This is a genomic window from Roseibium sp. RP-7 (assembly GCF_053005225.1).
The window spans coordinates 959,770-979,230 of sequence record NZ_JBRKQA010000001.1 but is presented as its reverse complement, the minus strand read 5'-3'; the positions used below and the strand labels follow the sequence as shown (position 1 = coordinate 979,230).

At 60.5% G+C, this 19,461-nt stretch carries 19 protein-coding genes and 1 riboswitch; of the genes, 6 read left to right on the top strand and 13 right to left on the bottom strand.

Annotation, left to right across the window (positions count from 1 at the left end):
* Positions 1 to 2 precede the first annotated feature (2 nt).
* The 3 genes from tyrS to ACVDG9_RS04445 all read right to left on the bottom strand — a co-directional run bounded on the left by tyrS (position 3) and on the right by ACVDG9_RS04445 (position 2,733).
* Positions 3 to 1,280: a tyrosine--tRNA ligase gene (gene tyrS / locus ACVDG9_RS04455; protein ID WP_023001993.1), complete on the bottom strand. Its 1,278-nt coding sequence runs from the start codon at positions 1,278 to 1,280 to the stop codon at positions 3 to 5.
* Between the two features lie 327 nt (positions 1,281 to 1,607).
* Positions 1,608 to 2,192 (bottom strand): hemerythrin domain-containing protein, encoded by a 585-nt coding sequence (locus ACVDG9_RS04450; RefSeq protein ID WP_075282278.1) that lies wholly within the window; start codon positions 2,190 to 2,192, stop codon positions 1,608 to 1,610.
* Positions 2,193 to 2,289: 97 nt separating this feature from the next.
* Entirely contained in the window at positions 2,290 to 2,733 is a 444-nt protein-coding gene (locus ACVDG9_RS04445) for a MarR family winged helix-turn-helix transcriptional regulator (protein ID WP_023001995.1), read from the bottom strand.
* A 95-nt stretch (positions 2,734 to 2,828) separates the two neighbouring features.
* On the opposite strand from ACVDG9_RS04445, the gene ACVDG9_RS04440 reads away from it, so the two are divergent.
* Entirely contained in the window at positions 2,829 to 3,533 is a 705-nt protein-coding gene (locus ACVDG9_RS04440; protein WP_296601177.1) for a glutathione S-transferase family protein, read from the top strand.
* 42 nt (positions 3,534 to 3,575) lie between these two features.
* Here ACVDG9_RS04440 and ACVDG9_RS04435 read toward each other — a convergent pair whose 3' ends face one another.
* Positions 3,576 to 4,220 (bottom strand): cysteine hydrolase family protein, encoded by a 645-nt coding sequence (locus ACVDG9_RS04435; RefSeq protein WP_447237361.1) that lies wholly within the window; start codon positions 4,218 to 4,220, stop codon positions 3,576 to 3,578.
* Between the two features lie 22 nt (positions 4,221 to 4,242).
* Entirely contained in the window at positions 4,243 to 4,710 is a 468-nt protein-coding gene (locus ACVDG9_RS04430; RefSeq protein ID WP_023001998.1) for a MarR family winged helix-turn-helix transcriptional regulator, read from the bottom strand.
* 196 nt (positions 4,711 to 4,906) lie between these two features.
* Here ACVDG9_RS04430 and ACVDG9_RS04425 point away from each other — a divergent pair, with 196 nt between their 5' ends.
* The gene (locus ACVDG9_RS04425) at positions 4,907 to 5,722 is read left to right on the top strand and encodes a class I SAM-dependent methyltransferase (RefSeq protein ID WP_296597431.1); all 816 of its coding nucleotides are present in this window, start codon (positions 4,907 to 4,909) and stop codon (positions 5,720 to 5,722) included.
* Between the two features lie 65 nt (positions 5,723 to 5,787).
* Here ACVDG9_RS04425 and gcvPB read toward each other — a convergent pair whose 3' ends face one another.
* The 6 genes from gcvPB to ACVDG9_RS04395 form a co-directional block, all read right to left on the bottom strand.
* The gene (gene gcvPB / locus ACVDG9_RS04420; RefSeq protein WP_077290724.1) at positions 5,788 to 7,380 is read right to left on the bottom strand and encodes an aminomethyl-transferring glycine dehydrogenase subunit GcvPB; all 1,593 of its coding nucleotides are present in this window, start codon (positions 7,378 to 7,380) and stop codon (positions 5,788 to 5,790) included.
* Positions 7,377 to 8,723 (bottom strand): aminomethyl-transferring glycine dehydrogenase subunit GcvPA, encoded by a 1,347-nt coding sequence (gene gcvPA, locus ACVDG9_RS04415; protein WP_447237360.1) that lies wholly within the window; start codon positions 8,721 to 8,723, stop codon positions 7,377 to 7,379. The genes gcvPB and gcvPA overlap by 4 nt, the downstream gene beginning before the upstream one ends.
* Before the next feature lie 213 nt (positions 8,724 to 8,936).
* Positions 8,937 to 9,422 (bottom strand): OsmC family protein, encoded by a 486-nt coding sequence (locus tag ACVDG9_RS04410; RefSeq protein WP_023002002.1) that lies wholly within the window; start codon positions 9,420 to 9,422, stop codon positions 8,937 to 8,939.
* Positions 9,423 to 9,425: 3 nt separating this feature from the next.
* The gene (gcvH, locus tag ACVDG9_RS04405; RefSeq protein WP_023002003.1) at positions 9,426 to 9,797 is read right to left on the bottom strand and encodes a glycine cleavage system protein GcvH; all 372 of its coding nucleotides are present in this window, start codon (positions 9,795 to 9,797) and stop codon (positions 9,426 to 9,428) included.
* Between the two features lie 26 nt (positions 9,798 to 9,823).
* The gene (gene gcvT, locus ACVDG9_RS04400) at positions 9,824 to 10,975 is read right to left on the bottom strand and encodes a glycine cleavage system aminomethyltransferase GcvT (protein ID WP_023002004.1); all 1,152 of its coding nucleotides are present in this window, start codon (positions 10,973 to 10,975) and stop codon (positions 9,824 to 9,826) included.
* 182 nt (positions 10,976 to 11,157) lie between these two features.
* A riboswitch (glycine riboswitch) is annotated at positions 11,158 to 11,250 on the bottom strand.
* Positions 11,251 to 11,474: 224 nt separating this feature from the next.
* On the bottom strand, positions 11,475 to 12,059 hold the full coding sequence (locus ACVDG9_RS04395; protein WP_031269728.1) for a hypothetical protein: 585 nt from the start codon (positions 12,057 to 12,059) through the stop codon (positions 11,475 to 11,477).
* Between the two features lie 189 nt (positions 12,060 to 12,248).
* Here ACVDG9_RS04395 and ispH point away from each other — a divergent pair, with 189 nt between their 5' ends.
* From ispH to ACVDG9_RS04375, 4 genes are read left to right on the top strand one after another with little or no spacing between them, the layout of a single operon-like run.
* On the top strand, positions 12,249 to 13,250 hold the full coding sequence (ispH, locus tag ACVDG9_RS04390; RefSeq protein ID WP_228869688.1) for a 4-hydroxy-3-methylbut-2-enyl diphosphate reductase: 1,002 nt from the start codon (positions 12,249 to 12,251) through the stop codon (positions 13,248 to 13,250).
* A gap of 4 nt (positions 13,251 to 13,254) precedes the next feature.
* On the top strand, positions 13,255 to 14,220 hold the full coding sequence (thrB, locus tag ACVDG9_RS04385) for a homoserine kinase (RefSeq protein ID WP_023002007.1): 966 nt from the start codon (positions 13,255 to 13,257) through the stop codon (positions 14,218 to 14,220).
* A complete protein-coding gene (gene rnhA, locus ACVDG9_RS04380; RefSeq protein ID WP_055657829.1) occupies positions 14,217 to 14,687 on the top strand; it encodes a ribonuclease HI in 471 nt (156 codons plus the stop codon). The genes thrB and rnhA overlap by 4 nt, the downstream gene beginning before the upstream one ends.
* 17 nt (positions 14,688 to 14,704) lie before the next feature.
* Positions 14,705 to 15,628 (top strand): diacylglycerol/lipid kinase family protein, encoded by a 924-nt coding sequence (locus ACVDG9_RS04375; RefSeq protein ID WP_208984429.1) that lies wholly within the window; start codon positions 14,705 to 14,707, stop codon positions 15,626 to 15,628.
* 239 nt (positions 15,629 to 15,867) lie between these two features.
* Here ACVDG9_RS04375 and ACVDG9_RS04370 read toward each other — a convergent pair whose 3' ends face one another.
* Together ACVDG9_RS04370 and ACVDG9_RS04365 are read right to left on the bottom strand one after the other, a co-directional pair.
* Entirely contained in the window at positions 15,868 to 18,777 is a 2,910-nt protein-coding gene (locus tag ACVDG9_RS04370; RefSeq protein ID WP_447237359.1) for an EAL domain-containing protein, read from the bottom strand.
* Between the two features lie 31 nt (positions 18,778 to 18,808).
* Complete coding sequence (locus tag ACVDG9_RS04365) at positions 18,809 to 19,447, bottom strand: GNAT family N-acetyltransferase (RefSeq protein WP_023002011.1); 639 nt, start codon at positions 19,445 to 19,447, stop codon at positions 18,809 to 18,811.
* Between the last annotated feature and the right edge of the window lie 14 nt (positions 19,448 to 19,461).

The following is a 19,461-nucleotide window of genomic DNA, read 5'->3' as shown; positions in this document are numbered from 1 at the left end:
CCTCACTCGAAGCCGACCAGGGCCTTGCGGCGTTTGCCGACAGAAATCGACAAACGATCGTTGGCCTGAAGATCGCCGGTGGCAATGCGGCGGCGCGCGTCGTCGACGATCTGGTTGTTGAGGCGAACGCCTCCACCTTCCACCAGCCGCCGTGCCTCGCCGTTGGATGCTGCGAAGCCGACCGCGACCACAAGCTCCAGAAGACCGAGACCGTCTGCCAGAATTTTCAGCGGCAGACTGTGGGTCGGTTCCAGGATCTCGCCTTCGCCCGAAAACAGGGCATCGCCTTGCTGCAAGGCGCCGCGCGCTTCTTCCGGGCCATGAACGATTGCCGTCACCTGGGTTGCCAGGATCTTCTTGGCTTCGTTCAGCTCCGCCCCTTCCAGCGCCGCCAGTCGTTCGATTTCGCTCATCGGCAGCTCGGTAAAAAGGCGCAGGCACTTGGCGACGTCGGCATCGGCGGTGTTGCGCCAGAACTGCCAGAAGCCGAAGGGCGACAGGTGTTCGGGGTGCAGCCACACGGCACCCGCGGCCGTCTTGCCCATCTTCGCACCGCTGGCGGTGGTCAGCAGGGGAACAGTGAGGCCGTGCAACTTGCGGCCATCACGGCGGCCGAGTTCCACACCATTGACGATGTTGCCCCATTGATCGGATCCACCGACCTGAAGCGCACAATCATGACGCTTTGCCAACTCCAGAAAATCAACGGCCTGCAGCATCATGTAGCAGAACTCCAGAACCGTCAGCGGCATTTGAGCATCGAGGCGCGACTTGACGCTGTCGAAGGTCATCATGCGGTTGACGGTGAACTGGGAGCCATAGTCGCGGAGGAATTCCAGGAAGCGGAATTCATTGAGCCATTCCGCATTGTCGACCAGCAAAGCCCCATCTTCGCCGTTCATATCCACGAGACGCTCAACGGATCGTCGTATGCTCGCGATGTTGGCTGCGATCTGACGTTCTTCCAGCATCGGCCGGGCATCCTTGCGGAAACTCGGATCGCCGATCTGACTTGTGCCACCGCCAAGCACGACGATGGGACGATGGCCGAGCTTCTGCAGCCAACGCATGGTCATCAACGGCATCAGATGGCCGACATGAAGACTTGCCGCCGTGGCATCGAACCCGGCGTATGCGGTGATCGGCCCTTGTGACAGCGTCTGGTCGAGCGCCTCGATATCCGTGCATTGGTGCACAAGACCACGTTCCAGAAGCACGGCAAGTGCTTCCGATTTGAGTTTTGTCGCCGGTTTGCCGGCTTCGATCATATGTCTGGTCATTTTTCGCTTCCTGGTTCCCCCGCCAGGAAGCTCGGGTCCTAGAAACCAAAAAGCCGCCTGACGCGGCGGCTTTTGAGGTGTCTATGGGGTGAACAAGATCCTACGCAGCCGCCGGTATGTCGGTGACGTAATAAAAATACACGAAGGATGCGCTCATCTTGGTCATGCCAGCTTAAATGCGTTAGGGCGGGAAAAGAGTCAAGCCTGTTGTGTTCGTGACGTTCCAGACCTCGGCAAGTGTAACCGGAATGCCTCAAGGCTGCGCGCGGTCAAGAAATCCCACCTAACCCAGGGCGAAAGGCGTGCGCTTCCGCACATCTGGCCGCGTTACGACAACCCGAGTTTCCGTTCGCCGCGATCCAGGATAACCGGAACGATCAGGTCTTCCTCGTCATCCAGATGGCGCATCAGGCCGGAGATCAGGGTGTCGCTGACACCGGCGAAACTGTCGGCCGCGCGGCGGATGGCATCGCGGTCTTTCGTCTGCAATTGCCCGAACAGCTTGTTGGCGCTCTTGATCACCGCCTCAATGCGATGGTGGATCAGTTCGTGGTCGCCCTCCAGTAGCTCAAAGCCATCCACCAGGCGCTTTTCGGCTTCCATGAATACAGGGAAATAGTGCTCATCCTCGATCATGTGGTGGTGATGCAGCTCACTGAGAAACTGTTGCAGACGCGGGGCAAAGAGGTTGCCGAAACGGTTTACCGGGAGCCGTTGTTCGCGGAAGTCGGTCAGGATCGTATCCAGGTCAGCACCGAGCTGACGGAAGCCGTTATGCCGTGCGAGCCAGAATTCGGTCAGTGGGCCGAGGTTCCGGTGACCCGGCCAGTCTTCGCGCGGATGTTCTTTCAGAAGGAACAGCCACTCCTGCGGAAGTCCGGTCCGTTCATCCAGATTGGTGGTGTTGGTCATGGGTTTCAGGTCCGGTCAGAGAGAAGGTTTGCCGACCTTATACGCATGTTTTGGCCTGTCATGCGGAAACAGTGTGTTCACTCCCCGGGAACAGACGTCACTGCACCAGTTTGCCCAGCACCTTCCAGAGCGCTTCGGTGTCCCCCGGCTCCAGATGCCTTGTGAATTCGGTTTCCACCGCTGCCCGGTAACACGGCCACATGGCCTTCAAGAGCGTCTCCCCTTCCTGGGTCAGACGCACCGAGACGCCTCTGCCGTCTTCCGGGCTCTTCAGCTTTTCGATGTAGCCCGCAGCCACCAGCCGATCGAGCAGGCGCGAAACATTGTACTGGGCCAGCAGCATCCGCTTTTCGATTTCGACCGGTCGCAGAGTTTTGTCCTCTGCCCGGCTTAATTCCAGCAGCACATCGTACCAACCAAGAGGTGGGAAACCGGCCGCCTTCAGGCGTGCCTCGACCCGTGCCAGCACGTTGCCGCTTGCACGCTGCAGACGGGCCCAGGCGTCGATGGCCTGGGGGACGGTTTCGGCGGAATTGCTCATGGCCAAGAAATAGAAAATTTATGCAATTGCATCAATCTTGATTTTTCATGCATATGCATCCATCTTGATGCAGATGCATGAAAAGGAGTTTCCAGATGCCCGACACACTTACCCTGATCAGCCATGCGCTTTGCCCTTACGTGCAGCGCGCGGCGATCGTCCTTCATGAAAAGAATGTTCCGTTTGACCGGGTTACCATCGACCTTGCCGACAAACCGGACTGGTTCCGCGCGACCTCACCACTCGGCAAGGTGCCGCTGCTGAAACTGGGTGGTGATCGCTATCTCTTCGAATCCGCCCCGATCGTCGAATTCCTGGACGAGACAGAAGGGAGCCGGCTGCACCCGGAGGACCCTGCCGAACGCGCGCGGCACCGGGCCTATATCGAATTCGCCTCGCAGATTCTGAACGGCATCGGCGCGCTCTACAACGCCAGGGATGACACCGGGTTTTATGCTGCGGGTGAAGCACTTCGTGCAAAGTTCCGTCATCTGGAAGGTGAACTTGATCCGGACGGTCCCTTCTTCGCCGGCAGAGCCTTTTCGCTCGTCGATGCGGCTTTCGCCCCGGTGTTCCGATATTTCGATGTCTTTGAGTCGTTCTTGACGCTTGAAATGTTTGACGACCTCGACCGGGTTCTTGCGTGGCGTAGCAAGCTTGCGGCCCGTACATCGGTTCAAGAAGCAGTCACTGCGGACTATCCAGCGCTTTTGACCGCCTTTCTGCAAAACCGAAATAGCTGGATCTCCCAACTTCTCGACTTGCGCAGCCGGGAGCGATCACTCCTGGTCGCACACTGAGGCCTTCAAGCGCAGCCGGACATGGCTCCGACTGCGCCTGTTTCAGGCGAAGGCTGCGCCGAGTTTGCCCAACTCGCCTTTGAGGTCCGTCCATCTGTCCGGCGTCGTGGTTAGTGTCGCAGGATCCCTGATTTCGACGTCATATCCCCGGTTCAACGCACCCTTTGCGGTCAGCTGAACGCAATGACAGGCATCAAGCCCAACCAGGACCAGCCGTCCGATCCGCTTTTCCTCAAGCCAGGCTTCAAATTGCGGACTGGAGAAACTGTCACCGATCGACTTCTCAAAGACCGGAGCATTGCCGACAGCAAGTGTTCGGTCGAGCTTCAAACCGTCTCGCCCCGGTGTGCCGATACCGCCCGCCGACATCTTCATGGCCACGATCACCGGCCAGTCGCGGAAGACATTCTTGACGAAAGCGACCTGGTGGCCTGCCATCCGGTGCGCTTCCACCTGGCGTCCTATTTCGGCAAGCACGGCGTCTCTCTGGCCTGGGTCAAAAGCGTGTTTGCTGGTGTTCCTGGTGAAGTCCTCCTGCACGTCGATCACCACCAGAGCTGTGCCCGGCCGCATTGACTTGGCGATACTTGCGCCCTTTGTCGGCGTTCCCAGCCGCCGCAGGCAATAAACGATATAGGCGACAACGCCTGCGGCACAGAGCCCGGCCGCAATCCAGATACCGGTCATGTGACCTCTCCTGTTCGTGAAATTATTCCAGTGCCTTGGGCCGATCCGGGTCGTCCTCGAACGCGGCAAAATGATCAAGCATGGTGCAGAGCACCCGCTGCGTGGAACGCAGATCGTCGTCCGAGAAGAGCTCGCAGACTGTCTCGATTTCGTCAGTCTCCCGTGCCCGGATTTCTCCGAACCGGTCGTGCCCCGCTTCATTCAAGGCAAACAGTGGTGATCGCTTGTGCGCCGGATTGGCCCGGCGCTCGACCAGTCCCTGCTCTTCCAGAGCGTTCATCACGAGCTGGATCTGCTGGCGGGCAAGAAACAGCGCCCGGCCGATCTCGGGTACCGCCATCGGCCCGGCCTCCTCCAGCACTTCCATGACCGCTCGCATACCGACGGTCACGCCGGTTCCCTCCAGCTTGGCCTCCACCGCCCGCGCAAGCCGGCGATGCACGGGGCGTATCAGGCGGATGATTTCATAAAGCTCGACGGACTTCTTCATGGACACCTCATTTGACAATTTATATGTCATTTTGACATTTATATTGTCAATAAGAATTTTGAAGGCCCCTGTGTGTCATCACCCTGGAATCGAGGGCCCTAAGCCAGACGTTTCGATCCCGGTGAAAACCAGGTTCCGTGCCTTGGCGAGGGTTTGGAGCTATACTGCCGGTCCCGTTCGTAGTCTGGAGCGAACCATGAGCAATCAGGAAGGCGTCCCCCGAAACGGAACATTTGCCGAGCGATACGACAGTGTCATGGTGCCGGTGATCTTTCAGCCTTGGGCACAAGAGCTGCTCCAACGGCAACCACCCCAAACCGAAGACCGGATCCTGGACCTTGCGTGCGGCACCGGTGCGGTAATCCGTGAAGTCGCGAGCCTTGGGAACGGGTTCGCAAAACTGGCCGGCGTGGACATGAGTGCGGGAATGCTGGCCGTTGCAGCCGAAAAGGCCAGCGTAAACGGGATAGACGCAGAATGGTTCGAGGCGACCGCAGGCGATCTGCCGTTCCCTGATGGCGGCTTTGACCTCGCTTACTGTCAGCAGGCTTTGCAGTTCTTCCCCGATCGTGTCGGAGCCCTGCGCGAACTTCACCGCGTTCTGGCACCCGGGGGCCGCGTCGCCTTCTGCGTTTCCCGCGGTCTGTCAGAAAATCCTCTGCTGATGGCGCAGGCAACCGCATTGGAAAAACACGTCGGCGCAGAGGCGGGGGCAGCCGTTCGTGCGATCTGCCAACTCTCCGACCCTGGAGAAATACGATCGAACTTTGAAGAAGCCGGGTTTCTGGATATCCAACTGGAGACAGTTTCACTGACGCTTCATCACCCGGATGGCCGTGCGTATGCCGCCGGAGCCATGGGCGGCATGCATACCGGAGACAAGCTCTCCCGGCTATCCGAAGACGACAGAAACGCCTGCTTCAATGATTTCCTGAAAGAACTGGGCCCCTGTTTTGACGGCAAGGCAATCCGGTTTCCTCACGTCTCCAACGTGGTGACAGCGCACACCTGAGCGACAGGAAACAAAAAAACCCCGGCCGAAGCCGGGGTTTTCATCCTTGAAAATTTGTCCACGTGCTACTCGGCAGCAGCCGGGGTCACTTCGGCCGGAGCCGGCTCGGTCCATTTCAGGACCGGCTTGCGAGCTGCACCCGTTTCGTCCAGACGGCGTCGCGGGGCAAGGTACGGTGCACCGGAGAAGCGTTCCGTTTCGCCGCGCTTTGCGCTCATCACGAGATCGCGCATGGTGGCGACGAAAAGATCGAGCGCAGCCCGGCTTTCCGATTCCGTCGGCTCGATCAGCATCGCGCCATGGACAACCAGCGGGAAGTACATGGTCATCGGATGATAGCCTTCGTCGATCATCGCCTTGGCGAAGTCGAGCGTGGTCACGCCGGTGTCCTTCAGGAAGCTGTCGTCGAACAGCACTTCGTGCATGCACGGACGTTCGCCAAAGGGCAGGCTCATCAGGTCCTGCAGGCCGACGCGAATATAGTTCGCATTGAGCACCGCATCTTCAGACGCCTGCCGCAGGCCGTCGGAGCCGTGGCTCATCATGTAGGACAGAGCCCGCACGTACATGCCCATCTGGCCGTGGAACGCGGTCATGCGGCCGAACGGCTGCTCGCCGTCCTTGGTGGCGGCTTCGGTTTCGACCAGTTCGACACCTTTTTCCGTCTTGCGGATGAACGGCAGCGGCGCGAAAGGAGCCAGTCTCTGGGACAGGACGACCGGACCGGAACCCGGGCCACCGCCGCCGTGAGGCGTCGAGAAGGTCTTGTGCAGGTTGATATGCATGGCGTCGACGCCAAGATCCCCCGGGCGAGCCTTGCCGACGATGGCGTTGAAGTTGGCGCCATCGCAGTAGAAATAGGCATCCGCCTTGTGAATCAGATCGGCGATCTGCTTCACTTCCCGTTCGAACAGCCCACAGGTGTTCGGGTTGGTCAGCATGATGCCGGCGATGTTGCCTTCGTGTTCGGCAATGGTCTTCTTAAGTGCCTCCAGATCGACGGTCCCGTCGTCCTTGGCATCGATGTTGACGACCTTGTAACCCAAGAGCGCTGCCGTTGCCGGGTTGGTGCCATGGGCGCTTTCCGGCACCAGAACGATCTTCGGATCACGGCCGGCAGCGGTGTGGGCTGCCTTGATCGCCATCATGCCGCACAATTCGCCATGGGCACCGGCTTTCGGGCTCATCGCGACAGCGGAGGTGTTGGTGGACACCATCAGCCAGTGGGCAAGCGCATCGATCAGTTCCAGTGCGCCGGGCACCGAGGACACCGGCTGAAGCGGATGGATGTCCGCGAAGCCCGGCAGACGGGCCATCTTCTCGTTGAGGCGCGGATTGTGCTTCATGGTGCACGAGCCGAGCGGATAGAGACCGCTATCGATGGCATAGTTGTTCCGCGACAGGCGCACATAGTGGCGCATGGCTTCCGGTTCGGCGAGGCCCGGTAGACCGATCTCGGCCTTGCGCTTGAAACTGCCAAGCTCGAACTCCGCGCTTTCGTCCTCGTCGAGATCGACACCGGTTGTTTCCAGCGAGCCGAATTCGAAAATCAGCGGCTCTTCCATATCGAGACCACGGTTGCCGGTGAAAGTCTTCGGGCGGAAAGCATCCCCGGCATCACCTGCTGCGGTCGGGCGGCCTTGCGTGTTCATGCTCATGCCAGCACCTCCTTCAGCGCGTCCGCAAAGGCCGCGCGGTCTTCATCCGTATTGACTTCGGTCGACGCGACGACCAACAGGTTCGCGAGATCCTTGTTGCCCGGCTCCAGTCGAGAAACCGGCAGGCCAGCGAGAACGCCACGTTCGGCCAGTTGCTCGACCACGTCCTCGGCCACCTTCGGCAGCGCAATCGTGAACTCGTTGAAATAGGCCGAGTTCAGAACCTCGACACCGGGCACGCCGGCAAGAAGCTTCTTCAGCTTGACCGCGTTGCCGTGGTTGATGCGGGCGAGTTTGCTCAACCCAGCCTGCCCCAGCAGCGACATGTGAATGGTGAAGGCAAGGCAGCAGAGACCTGAGTTGGTGCAGATGTTGGACGTTGCCTTGTCGCGGCGGATATGCTGTTCGCGGGTGGACAGCGTCAGCACGAAACCGCGCTTGCCTTCCGCATCCACCGTCTCACCGCAGAGCCGGCCCGGCATCTGGCGGACATATTGCTGGCGGGTGGCGAAGAGACCGACATAAGGACCACCGAAGTTGAGGCCGTTGCCGATGGACTGGCCTTCACCGACCACGATGTCGGCGCCTTGTGTTCCGGGCGGTTCGATCAGGCCGAGCGACACCACTTCGGTGAAGACCGCAATCAGCAGCGCCTTGTGCTGGTGCGCCTTTTCGGCAATCGGCTTCAGGTCGATCAACTGGCCGTAGAAGGACGGTGACTGGACGACGACGCAAGACGTCTCGTCATCGATCTGTGACAGGATGTCTTCGGTGCCCGTCGGGTCTGCCGGGAGGCTGACGACCCGATCGCCGGCCATGCTGGACAGGCCTTCGACGACTTCCCGGTACTGCGGATGCAGCCCGCCGGAAAGCACGGCCTTGTTGCGCTTGGTCACCCGGTGCGCCATCAGCACGGCTTCACCGGTGCCGGTGGAGCCGTCATACATGGACGCGTTGGCGACATCCATTGCGGTAAGGCGCGCTACCTGGGTCTGGAACTCGAACAGGTACTGAAGCGTACCTTGCGTGATTTCCGGCTGATAGGGCGTATAGGAGGTCAGGAACTCCGACCGCTGGATCAGGTGGTCGACCGTTGCCGGCACATGGTGCTTGTAGGCACCTGCGCCGACGAAGAACGGAACGGAGCCGGCCGCAGTGTTCTTCGATGCCATGGCCGAGAGCTTGCGCTCCACTTCCATTTCGCTGGCTCGTTTGGGAAGGTCGAGCAGACCCTTCATGCGAACGTCTTCAGGGATATCCGCAAAGAGTTCATCGACGGATTTGACGCCGACCCGCGCGAGCATGTCGCTGCGGTCGGTATCGTTCAAAGGCAGGTAGCGCATCAGGCAGCTCCCAAGGGTTTGATCAAAAATCGGACCGGTGAAAACCTTGCTCTCGCTTCATCAGCCCGGAACCGGAGAACTGACAAGCTTCCGGATACGGGCTCCCCGTTTCCTGCTCGGCGCGGTGGCGCCGTGCAGACGCACAGAGAAGAGAACTGGTCACCATCCAGAACAGGGAACCGGCTGCGACTTCGTGCGGCCGGCTCCGGAAAGTCACGGTGCGACGAGGCGGAGCGGTTCGGGCTCCACAACGATCTCGCACTTCACGGAGTTGGCTATGAAACAGACGTCATGCGCCTTTTCATGCAGATCGGTCAGCCAGGTCGGATCCGGGTCCTCGGCCGCAACCAGCGTGATAACCGGCCGCAGCACCACTTTCGTGATTGCCATCTTGCCCCGCGCCACCCGGCTCATTTCGCCCTGGGCACGGTCGCTGTAACTGGCGACAACGAAATTCGCCCGCCGGGCAAGATCCAGGAAGGACATCATGTGGCAGGACGAGATAGCGGCGACGAAAGCCTCTTCCGGATCGACGGCGGCCTCAATGGAATATGGCAGGGGTACCACCGTGGGCGAAGCGCTTGCCGGGATCTCGAGACCACCGTCAAAACGCCAGATGTGCCCTCTGGAATAGGCGTTTGCGGCATAGTCGCCGTCGCATGCCCATTCCACCTGTGCCGTGTAGTAGTGCCCTGCCATGAATTACAACGTCTCCACGTACGCCTTGTAGGCTGCCGCGTCCATCAGGTCGGACAGCTGATCCGCATTGCCGACGGTCATCTTGATGAACCATGCAGCGCCTTCGGGATCTTCGTTCACCTTGGCCGGCTCGTCCACCAGCGCATCGTTGGCTTCAACGACTTCACCGTCGATCGGAGCGTAGACTTCACTGGCGGCCTTGACGGATTCAACGACAGCGGCTTCATCGCCCTGTGACAGCGCCTTGCCGGCTTCCGGCAGTTCGACGTAAACGACGTCGCCGAGCTGCTCCTGCGCGTAAGTCGTGATGCCGATAGTGGCTTTGTCGCCATCTACGGCGATCCACTCGTGGTCCTTGGAGTAATAGGTGGTCATATTGTGCGTCCGTTATCTGGAAAGATTTATGCTTTGGGTTTGCGGTAATACCGGTTCGGAACAAACGGCATGTCCGCGACGGTAGCGGGCAAGCGCTTGCCTCTGACGATCAATTCAAGTGGCGTGCCAGTTTCGGAGTGCTCCACCGGGACATAGCCCATTGCGATCGGGGCACCCACGGTCGGTGCGAATCCGCCGGATGTCACGGTGCCGATCACCGGCCCGTCGGGCAGTGCGATCTCGGCCCCTTCCCGCGCAGGTGCCTTGCCATCGAGGCGCAGGCCGACGCGGACACGGCCCGGTCCCTTTTCGAGTTCACCCTGAATGCGTTCGGCGCCCGGAAAGCCGCCTTCTTCGCGGCGGCGCTTCTGCATGCAGAAGGTGATGGCGCCTTCGACGGGAGACGTCATCTCGTCAATGTCGTGTCCGTAGAGGCACAGCCCTGCCTCAAGACGCAGGCTGTCGCGGGCCCCGAGCCCAATCGGTTCGACCCTGTCGTCGGCGAGCAGTGCACGGGCAATCGCTTCAGCAGCACCGGCAGGCACGGACATCTCCACGCCGTCCTCGCCGGTATAGCCGGCACGGGCAACGTGGCAGTCGATACCGTCAAACTCCATCGGTGCGGCGGCCATGAAGCCAAGTTCGGCTGCCTTTGGCGCATGTGCTGCGACCGCAGCCACGGCTTCCGGCCCCTGAACCGCGATCAGCGCACGATCGTCGATCACTTCAAGGGTCACGTTTTCAGGCAGTCTGTCGCGGAAATGGGCGTAGTCGACATCCTTGCGGGAGGCATTGACCACCAGCATCAGCTTGCCGTCTTCTGCTTCGGACAGCGGCCGGGTGACCATCAGATCGTCGATAATGCCGCCTTCGTCGTTGAGCAGAACCGTGTAGCGCTGACGGCCGTGGCCAAGTTCGACGAAATTGGACGGGGTCAGCGCTTCCAGAGCCCGGGCCGTCGTTTCGTGATCGGGACCGATCAACAGGGCCTGGCCCATGTGGGAGACGTCAAAAAGGCCGGCCTTCGTGCGGGTCTGCTGGTGCTCGGCCATGATGCCGGCCTTGTACTGCACGGGCATGGAATAGCCGGCAAACGGCACCATGCGTGCACCCAGTTCCACATGAAGGTCGTGAAGAGGCGTTTGTTTCAGATCTTCGTCTGCAACGGTTTCCGCCATGAACGGTCCTCGTATTCGGGGTTGCGCAGTCCCGAACCGGCCCGCATGGGTCCTGATCCGTCTGCACCCCCTCTGTCCGAGTACCTGAGAGATTTCCCGACCGGCGCCGATGACGCCTTTCGGTTACTCCTTCGGTGAGCAGTCCGCAAACCCACTTGCGGAGCACTGCTTTCCAGAGCGTTGCAGTTCATGCGGTCCTTCTGCCTGAGAGTTTCCGGGGCGGTTGCTCCTTCGGCGCCAGGATCCTTTCACCCGGCCTCTCCCGCATAAACATTGACGTGTTTCCACGCCAACCGGGGGACGACCCCGATTGGGGCCGGATTGTGCGAGGCAGACATAGTCTTGTCAATATGCGACATGCAGCCCCCGCAATTTTGCCGGTGCACAATTTTAGGCATCGTCTTGCAGAGTGTGCACGATCAATGGCCGGCCGGTTTCCATCTTCCCGGCCAGGCCTCAAATCCAGTCGAACCTGATGTGCTACGTGCGTGGCCGGGCCCTAGCGGCGACGGCCTTCGTCAAAGCCGAAGACAACCTTGGCGTCCGCACCTGCCGGGATCGTGAATTTCTCTTCGATCAGCGTCCAGGTTTCGCTTGGCGAGTTCGCTCCGAGCGTGACCGGAATTTTCACGATCTCGGAGCTGAGCGGCTTGGCACCGCTGCCGCCGGGCACAATGGCGACGCGCATCGGCAGAACCACTTCGCCGCCCTTCCAGGCAGGACCGGAGGTGACATCGCCGGACAGGCCCAGCTTCATGCGGCGGCTACCGTCCGGCTGCTGCGTACAGGTGTTGGCCCAATCCTTGACGGTGGCCTGGTAAAGCAGACCCTGCGGGTCATCATCCTTGCCACGCACATACTTGCGGATCAGGAAGGTGTTGGACTGAAGCTGCAGCGCGGGACAGGGAACCGGCGGGGCGAAGGTTTCGGGAGAAATCTCGATCGGCTGCTGACCACCGGAAATAACCTTGCCCGCAACACCGTCAGCGGCACTCATACACCCCGCAAGAGCCGCGGCGGAAAGGCCCACGGCCATAATTGTCTTCAGGGTCTTGCCGGAGACGGCGGGAATCGCACTGATCATCTTCATTCCATAAAAATGCAACAATTGTCGGCGGAGCTTCATAGCAGGTGAAGAATTGCTTGGCGAGGCTTGTCAAACGCAAACCTTCAAGCAGCTCATTGTGGCTGAATTGGTTCAGCTTGCCGCACATCCCTTGACACGGCGTGGCTGCGAGCCCTTATTGCGCGCAGAAACGTTCCTCGAAAGAGCATGATGACCGAGAGCAATCAGGAAAAAACACCGCTTGCCATTCACCTTTGCGCGCCCCGAGGGTTCTGCGCCGGTGTCGATCGCGCGATCCAGATCGTGGAACTCGCCCTGGAAAAATACGGCAGTCCGGTCTACGTCCGTCACGAGATCGTGCACAACAAGTTCGTGGTGGACGGGCTGAAGGCCAAGGGCGCTGTGTTCGTGGAAGAGCTGGAAGAAATACCGGCCGGGCACACCGACAGACCGGTGATCTTCTCTGCGCACGGCGTACCGAAATCCGTGCCGGAAGACGCCCAGAGCCGCAAGATGTTCTATCTCGACGCCACCTGTCCTCTGGTCTCGAAGGTCCACAAGGAAGCGGAAATCCATTTTCGCCGGGACCGCGAGATTCTGCTGATCGGTCATGCGGGGCATCCTGAAGTGATCGGCACCATGGGCCAATTGCCCGAAGGCACCGTCAGCCTGATCGAGACTGAAGACGACGCGCGTGCCTTCACGCCGAAGACCGACCGCCCCCTCGCCTATATTACCCAGACCACCTTGTCCGTGGACGACACGGCCGGGATCGTGGCTGTGCTGCAGGACCGGTTCCCGCAGATCGTCGCTCCACACAAGGAGGACATCTGCTACGCAACCACCAACCGTCAGGAAGCGGTGAAGCATGTGGCGCCAAAGGTCGACGCAATGATCGTTGTCGGCGCGCCGAACTCCTCCAACTCGCAGCGCCTGCGTGAAGTTGCGGAACGGGCCGGGTGCAAGACTGCAGTGCTGATCCAGCGTGCAAGCGACATCGACTGGCACGATTTCGAAGGTATCACGTCGTTGGGTCTGACAGCAGGTGCATCGGCCCCCGAGACCTTGGTAGAGGAAATCATCGCGGCATTTGCCGACCGGTTCGACGTCAACGTCGAGACGGTGCGTACTGCCGAAGAAACGATTTCCTTCAACCTGCCGCGGGAGCTGCGCGAGATGATCGCCTCCTCCCAGGCCGCTGCCGGATAACCCCATGGCTGTTTATACCGAAGTAACCGATGAGGAACTGAACGACTTCATCGGCAGCTACGATGTCGGACGTCTGTTGTCATTCAAGGGCATTGCCGAAGGTGTCGAGAACAGCAACTTCCTGGTCCACACGGACAAGGCGTCCTACATCCTGACGCTGTACGAAAAGCGCGTGAACCCGGACGATCTGCCTTATTTTCTGAACCTTCTGCAGCATCTGGCCGCAAAGGGCCTGTCCTGTCCGACGCCGGTCCCTTCGAGGGACGGCAAACTTCTGGGCACTCTCGCCGGCCGACCGGCCGCGCTGGTCACCTTTCTGGACGGCATGTGGGTCAAGCGGCCCAAAGTGGATCATTGCGCCGAGCTGGGCCGGGCCATGGCAGAGTTGCACCTGGACGGCGCCGATTACGACGGGTTCCGCAAGAACGCACTCGACGTCAGCGGCTGGCGGCCCCTGTTCGATCAATGCGGGGAGCGCAGCGATACGGTTCATCCCGGTCTCGGTGCAGAGATCGCCAGCGAGCTGGATCACGTGGAAAAGGTCTGGCCCAGGGACCTTCCGGGTGGGGTGATCCATGCGGATCTGTTTCCCGACAACGTGTTCTTTCTGGGCAACGAACTTTCCGGGCTGATCGATTTCTATTTCGCCTGCAACGATGCCTTTGCCTATGACATTGCCATCTGTCTCAACGCATGGTGCTTCGAGCAGGACATGTCGTTCAACGTGACCAAGGCAAAGGCCCTGCTCAAGGGCTATGCCGCCGTGCGACCGTTGAGCGAGGCTGAATACGATGCCTTGCCGACCCTTTGCCGGGGTGCGGCCCTGCGTTTCCTGCTGACACGGCTCTATGACTGGCTGAGCGTGCCGGAAGGTGCGCTGGTTACGCCGAAGGATCCGCTGGAATATCTGAAGAAGCTCCGCTTCCACCAGAGCATTTCCTCCACGCAGGCCTACGGGTTGGAGCGATGACGGAGAACAACAACCGGGTCACGATCTATACGGACGGCGCTTGTTCCGGCAATCCTGGCCCGGGCGGCTGGGGTGTCATCCTGCGGTTCGGGGAGCACGAGAAAGAGCTTTCCGGGGGCGAGTCGGAAACCACCAACAACCGTATGGAGCTGATGGCCGCCATTGAGGCGCTGAATGCCCTCAAGCGCCCTTGTGCGGTCGACCTTTATACCGACAGCACATACGTGCGCAGCGGCATCAAGGAATGGATGTACGGCTGGAAGCGCAAGAATTGGCGCACGGCTGCCAACAAGCCGGTAAAGAATGCGGATCTCTGGCAAGCTCTTGACGCCGCAAGGGAACGTCATGACGTTACCTGGCACTGGGTCAAGGGACATGCCGGCCATCCGGACAATGAACGCGCAGATGAACTGGCGCGCGGCGGAATGGCCCCGTATAAGAGCGGCGAAAAAACGAATCCTGTCTGATGAGCAGAGGATTTTGAGTGAGACTTTTCTGGTGGTCCGGCGCAGCAGCAGTGCGCACAATGGTTCCGGATATGGCCGGAAAGGTTCTGATCGTGGCCAACCCGACCTCGGGTGGCTATAGCGCCGAATTTCTGGATGACGTGCGCAATCGCCTGGAAGATCTCGGATGCAAGACCGAGATCCGGTTGACGAGACGCGCAGGCGAGATCGGCGACATATGCGCGGATCCCTCACTGCCTGTGCAGACGCTGGTGGTCGCCGGCGGAGACGGCTCCGTCAACGAGGCCCTGACCGGATTTCAGAACCACCCTGCCCCGCCGCAACTGGGCATCATTCCCTTCGGCACCGCCAATGTGCTTGCCCTTGAACTTGGCCTCCCGCGCAATGCAAAAGCAATTGCCGAACTGATCCGACGCGGCAAGACCAGGCAGTTGCACTATGGCCTTGCCAACGGCAGGCCTTTTGTACTGATGGCCTCTGCCGGGTTCGATGCCGAAGTCGTTCACGCCGTGCCGCTTTCCCTGAAACGGCGCCTTGGCAAGCTCGCCTATGTCATCACAGCGCTTCGGACCGGTTTCAAACGCAAGAGCGCCTCGTTGAAAGTGATCCTGGATGGTGAAGAGCTGACCGGCAAACTCGCCGTAGCCAGCAACGCCCGCCACTATGGCGGCCCCTTTGTCATTTGCCCCGGTGGGGCGACCGATCCCGGCCTGCATATGCTGGTCCTGGAAAGGGACGACCCCTGGTCGTCCTTCTGCTATGGCGTCGCGCTCTTGATGGGCCGCATCCACAAGGCCAAGGGCGCTTTGGTGCGCCCGTTCAAAACGGCTTCCATTCTGGCAACAGGTGCCGTGGCTGCACAGGTGGACGGCGATCCCTTCGGTGCAACGCCGCTGGAAATCCGGCAAACGGACAAGACCGTGCCCATCCTGGCACCTTGACGCGGAAACGGCGCGGCATCGCCTCCTCGCCTTCCAACCCCAACGACATCAACTCCCTCTGTCATTGCAGGGCTTGCCCCTGCAATCCTATTCATGACCTCGGCGACCCCGAAGCCCTTGCGGCTGGATGGCGCACGGCATGGATGCCATGGTCGAGCCATGGCATGACGGAGAGTGTGGGAAACTGCTGTCAGAGCCCCTGACGCAAGATCAGCCGGCACGATAGGTGCCGGCCAATATCAGGCCGTTTCGGCTTCCGCCGGCATCTTGCGCAGGATCTTGGTGGCTTCCGCTGCCGTGACGGCCTCGCCGAAGTAGAAGCCTTGAGCGTATTCGCAGCCGAGCTGGTAGAGCTCCAGCGCATCGTTCTCGCTCTCCGCTCCTTCGGCAACGACCGACATGCCAAGGTCATGCCCCATGGCGACGATTGTCCTGAGCAGGACCGGCCGGGCGGAAGACCCGTTGGGTTTGACGAAGGACTGGTCGATCTTGATCGTGTCGAACGGAAACCGCTGCAGATAGGACAGTGAGGAATGGCCGGTGCCGAAGTCGTCGAGGGACAGGCCTGCCCCCAGCCCGCGAAGGCGCTCGAGCACCTTGGCGGAATATTCCGGGTTGGACATGACGAGTGATTCCGTCAGTTCCAGCTTCAACGTTCCCGGTGCCAGCGATGTTCTCGACAGAACGGCCTTCACATCGTTGATCAGGTCCTGTTTCAACAGCTGACGGGACGAGAGATTCACCGAAGCGAACAGAGGCTGCTGCATCGGGAACTCGCGTTGCCAGAACGCCAGCTGCTGTGCGCCCTTGTCGAGCATGTAGATGCCCAGTTCGTTGATAAGACCGGACTGCTCTGCGACGGGAATGAATTCCGAAGGTGAAATCTTGCCGCGCTTGGCGTGGTTCCAGCGTGCCAGCACTTCGAAGCCGGCTACCGCCTGGTCTTCCAACCGGATGATCGGCTGGAAGTAGACACCCAGCGTTTCCTTCTTGATCGCTTCGCGCAGGTCGGCTTCCAGGTCGACGATGTTCTTGTCGAGCGGGCGCAAGATCGGACGGAACACTTCCTGGCGGTCACCGCCCAGGCGCTTGGCGTGATTTAGGGCGATCTCCGCATTGGTGACCATGTCCTCGACCGCCTGTTTGCCACCTTCGAAGAAGGCAATGCCGACGGAACAGGTCAGAAAGATCTCCCGGTCGCCGAAGGTGATCGGCGCGCGGACCGCCTTGCGCAGCGAATCCGCCAGCGCAACAATCCGGTCCGGCTCCTGCTCGGACAGGAGAACAAGGCCGTACTGGTCGCCGGAAAGACGTCCCAGCGTATCCTGCTGGCCGATCAGTCGGCCGAGACGACGCGCCACCGTCAAGAGAATGCTGTCGCCGGCAGACAGACCAATGCTGTCGTTGACCTGCTTGAAGCGATCAAGATTGAGCACGAGCAAGGTCGGCTTGGAGGTTTCTTCCGCACGCGACCGGATGACGCTGGTGCGCAAGCGGTCGACGAAGAGTTCGCGGTTCGGCAGACCGGTCAGATTGTCGTGGACGGCATCGTGCAGAAGGCGTTCTTCCGCCGTGCGCTCCTCGGTCACGTCCAGGAGCGTGCCCACGCAGCGGATCACCTCGCCGTCCGATCCGATGATCGGCCGGGCCCGCAGGCGGAACCAGCGGAAATGACCGTCTTCTGAGCGCAGACGGAAGGTTTGGGTTACCTTGCCGCGACGCTGATCGATGACCGCGTCGAGCGTCGCCCGGAACCGGTCACGGTCCTGGGGATGCAGGATGTCCAGCCAGTCGCGCGCAGGCCCTTCCAGAGTGCCACGCTTCAGGTTGAGCAGGTCTTCAACCTCGTTGCCCGTGTAGATGCGGTCGCGGTCGATGTCCCAGTCCCAGATGATGTCACCGGCACCGGTCAGGGCCAGTGCCTTGCGTTCGACATCGGAGATAAGCCCCTGTGCAATCGCACCGCCGGCAAAAGCGTGCTGCATCACCGTGAAGCCGATCAGCAGCACGATGAGAACCAGACCACCACCGAGCGCGGGCTGGACGATGTCGTTGGACAGATAGCCGGTTACGGTCATCGCCGCCCCGACCAGCCAGGCCATCAGCAGGCACCAGGTCGGGATCAGCAGGATGGCGCGGTCATAGTGCTGGAAGGCCAGCACCGCGATGGTGACGAACCCGAGCAAGCCGATGATGGCCAGCGCAAGACGGGCGATGCCGGCTGCAATCGAAGGATCCCAAACGGCAACGCCAAGCAGACCCAGGATCAGGATCAGCGTCGTGAGCGCCAGATGCGAATAGTGAATGTTCCAGCGGTTGAGGTTCAGGTAGGCGTACAGGAAGATGATCAAGCTGGCCGCGAGCATGACCTCGGCGCAGGCGCGCGCAAGCTGGCTGCCGCCGCCCTCCAGATTGAACACCATGCCCCAGAAGCCGAAATCGATGCACAGATAGGCCAGCACCGACCAGGCAAGTGCCGCGGTGGCCGGGAACATGACCGTGCCCTTGACCACGAACAAGATGGTGAGGAACAGGGCCAGCAGGCCGGAAATGCCCAGAATGATGCCACGGTAGAGCGTGTAGGCGTTGACGGTTTCCTCGTAGACGTCCGGTTCCCAGATCCGGATTTCCGGCAGGTTCGGCGTTGTCATTTCCGCGACGAAGGTGACGATCGACCCCGGATCGAGCGTGACCAGGAAGACGTCTGCCTCAAGGCTTTTCTGACGTTCGGGAGCGATGCCCTGGCTCGGTGTGATCGCCAGAATGCGCGAGGAACCGAGATCCGGCCAGAACAGGTCGGAGCCGACCAGCTTGTAATTTGGCGCAACGATCAGGCGGTCGATCTGTTCATCGCTGGTGTTGGCCAGCGCAAACACCGCCCAGTTGGTGTTGGTACCATCGCGGGAGGGAACCTCGATACGGCGCACGATGCCGTCCGCACCCGGTGCGGTCGACACCTGCAGCCGGGTCCCGGCTTCGCGATGCAGGTCGACGGAATTGGTGATGTCCAGTGCTTCGACGTCGATCGGAACAGGGATCGGCTCCAGCGCCCGCGCAGGCAGGGTGGCAAGCAACGTTGCAAACAACGTCAGAGCAATGACAAGGTTTCTGATCACGCTTGTTTTCGGATCCGGTATCATAATCGACATGGGGCGAAGAAGTACCGGGTTGTGGCGCATGTCACAAGAATTCTTTCAAGATTCCCTCGACGCTCGGTGCCACCTTTTCAGGTCGCGACGCATGGTCTTCCGCCAAACAGGCAAACAGAAGATGATCCTGCCAGGTCCCGTTAATTAACAGATAGTTGCGTGCGTAGCCTTCCCGGTGGAACCCGGCATTTTCGAGCAGACGGATGGACGGCATGTTCGTAGGCAGACACGCCGCTTCAATACGATGAAGGTTCAACACGTCGAAACAAAACGGCAAGATCATGGCGACAGCCGAGGACATATGTCCTTTTCCGGCGTGCCGCTCGCCCATCCAGTAGCCAAGTGTCGCAGTCTGGCTGACACCCCTGCGGATATTACTGAGTGTCAGTCCGCCGAGGATCTCGTTGCTGCGCGCGCGAAACAGAAGGAACGACAGGCTGCGCCCTTCCTTGCGGTCCTTCGAATAGCGGCGCAAGCGGCGGCGAAAGCCGGTTCGGGTGAGGTCATCGGACGGCCAGAGCGGTTCCCAGGGCTTCAGGAAGGCCCGGCTTTCGCCGCGAAGTTCCGCCCAGGGCTTGAAGTCGTACATGATCGGCGGGCGAAGATAATAACCGCCGGCCTCGATCAGGAGTTCGGCGTCAGGTGTTGCTCCCGGCCGTAACAGCGCCATGCCCCACTCTCCGC

Coding starts and splice junctions, on each gene's coding strand:
- tyrS (WP_023001993.1), bottom strand. CDS start 1,280: ATGACCAGACATATGATCGAAGCCGGCAAACCGGCGACAAAACTCAAA.
- ACVDG9_RS04450 (WP_075282278.1), bottom strand. CDS start 2,192: ATGACCAACACCACCAATCTGGATGAACGGACCGGACTTCCGCAGGAG.
- ACVDG9_RS04445 (WP_023001995.1), bottom strand. CDS start 2,733: ATGAGCAATTCCGCCGAAACCGTCCCCCAGGCCATCGACGCCTGGGCC.
- ACVDG9_RS04440 (WP_296601177.1), top strand. CDS start 2,829: ATGCCCGACACACTTACCCTGATCAGCCATGCGCTTTGCCCTTACGTG.
- ACVDG9_RS04435 (WP_447237361.1), bottom strand. CDS start 4,220: ATGACCGGTATCTGGATTGCGGCCGGGCTCTGTGCCGCAGGCGTTGTC.
- ACVDG9_RS04430 (WP_023001998.1), bottom strand. CDS start 4,710: ATGAAGAAGTCCGTCGAGCTTTATGAAATCATCCGCCTGATACGCCCC.
- ACVDG9_RS04425 (WP_296597431.1), top strand. CDS start 4,907: ATGAGCAATCAGGAAGGCGTCCCCCGAAACGGAACATTTGCCGAGCGA.
- gcvPB (WP_077290724.1), bottom strand. CDS start 7,380: ATGAGCATGAACACGCAAGGCCGCCCGACCGCAGCAGGTGATGCCGGG.
- gcvPA (WP_447237360.1), bottom strand. CDS start 8,723: ATGCGCTACCTGCCTTTGAACGATACCGACCGCAGCGACATGCTCGCG.
- ACVDG9_RS04410 (WP_023002002.1), bottom strand. CDS start 9,422: ATGGCAGGGCACTACTACACGGCACAGGTGGAATGGGCATGCGACGGC.
- gcvH (WP_023002003.1), bottom strand. CDS start 9,797: ATGACCACCTATTACTCCAAGGACCACGAGTGGATCGCCGTAGATGGC.
- gcvT (WP_023002004.1), bottom strand. CDS start 10,975: ATGGCGGAAACCGTTGCAGACGAAGATCTGAAACAAACGCCTCTTCAC.
- ACVDG9_RS04395 (WP_031269728.1), bottom strand. CDS start 12,059: ATGATCAGTGCGATTCCCGCCGTCTCCGGCAAGACCCTGAAGACAATT.
- ispH (WP_228869688.1), top strand. CDS start 12,249: ATGATGACCGAGAGCAATCAGGAAAAAACACCGCTTGCCATTCACCTT.
- thrB (WP_023002007.1), top strand. CDS start 13,255: ATGGCTGTTTATACCGAAGTAACCGATGAGGAACTGAACGACTTCATC.
- rnhA (WP_055657829.1), top strand. CDS start 14,217: ATGACGGAGAACAACAACCGGGTCACGATCTATACGGACGGCGCTTGT.
- ACVDG9_RS04370 (WP_447237359.1), bottom strand. CDS start 18,777: ATGTCGATTATGATACCGGATCCGAAAACAAGCGTGATCAGAAACCTT.
- ACVDG9_RS04365 (WP_023002011.1), bottom strand. CDS start 19,447: ATGGCGCTGTTACGGCCGGGAGCAACACCTGACGCCGAACTCCTGATC.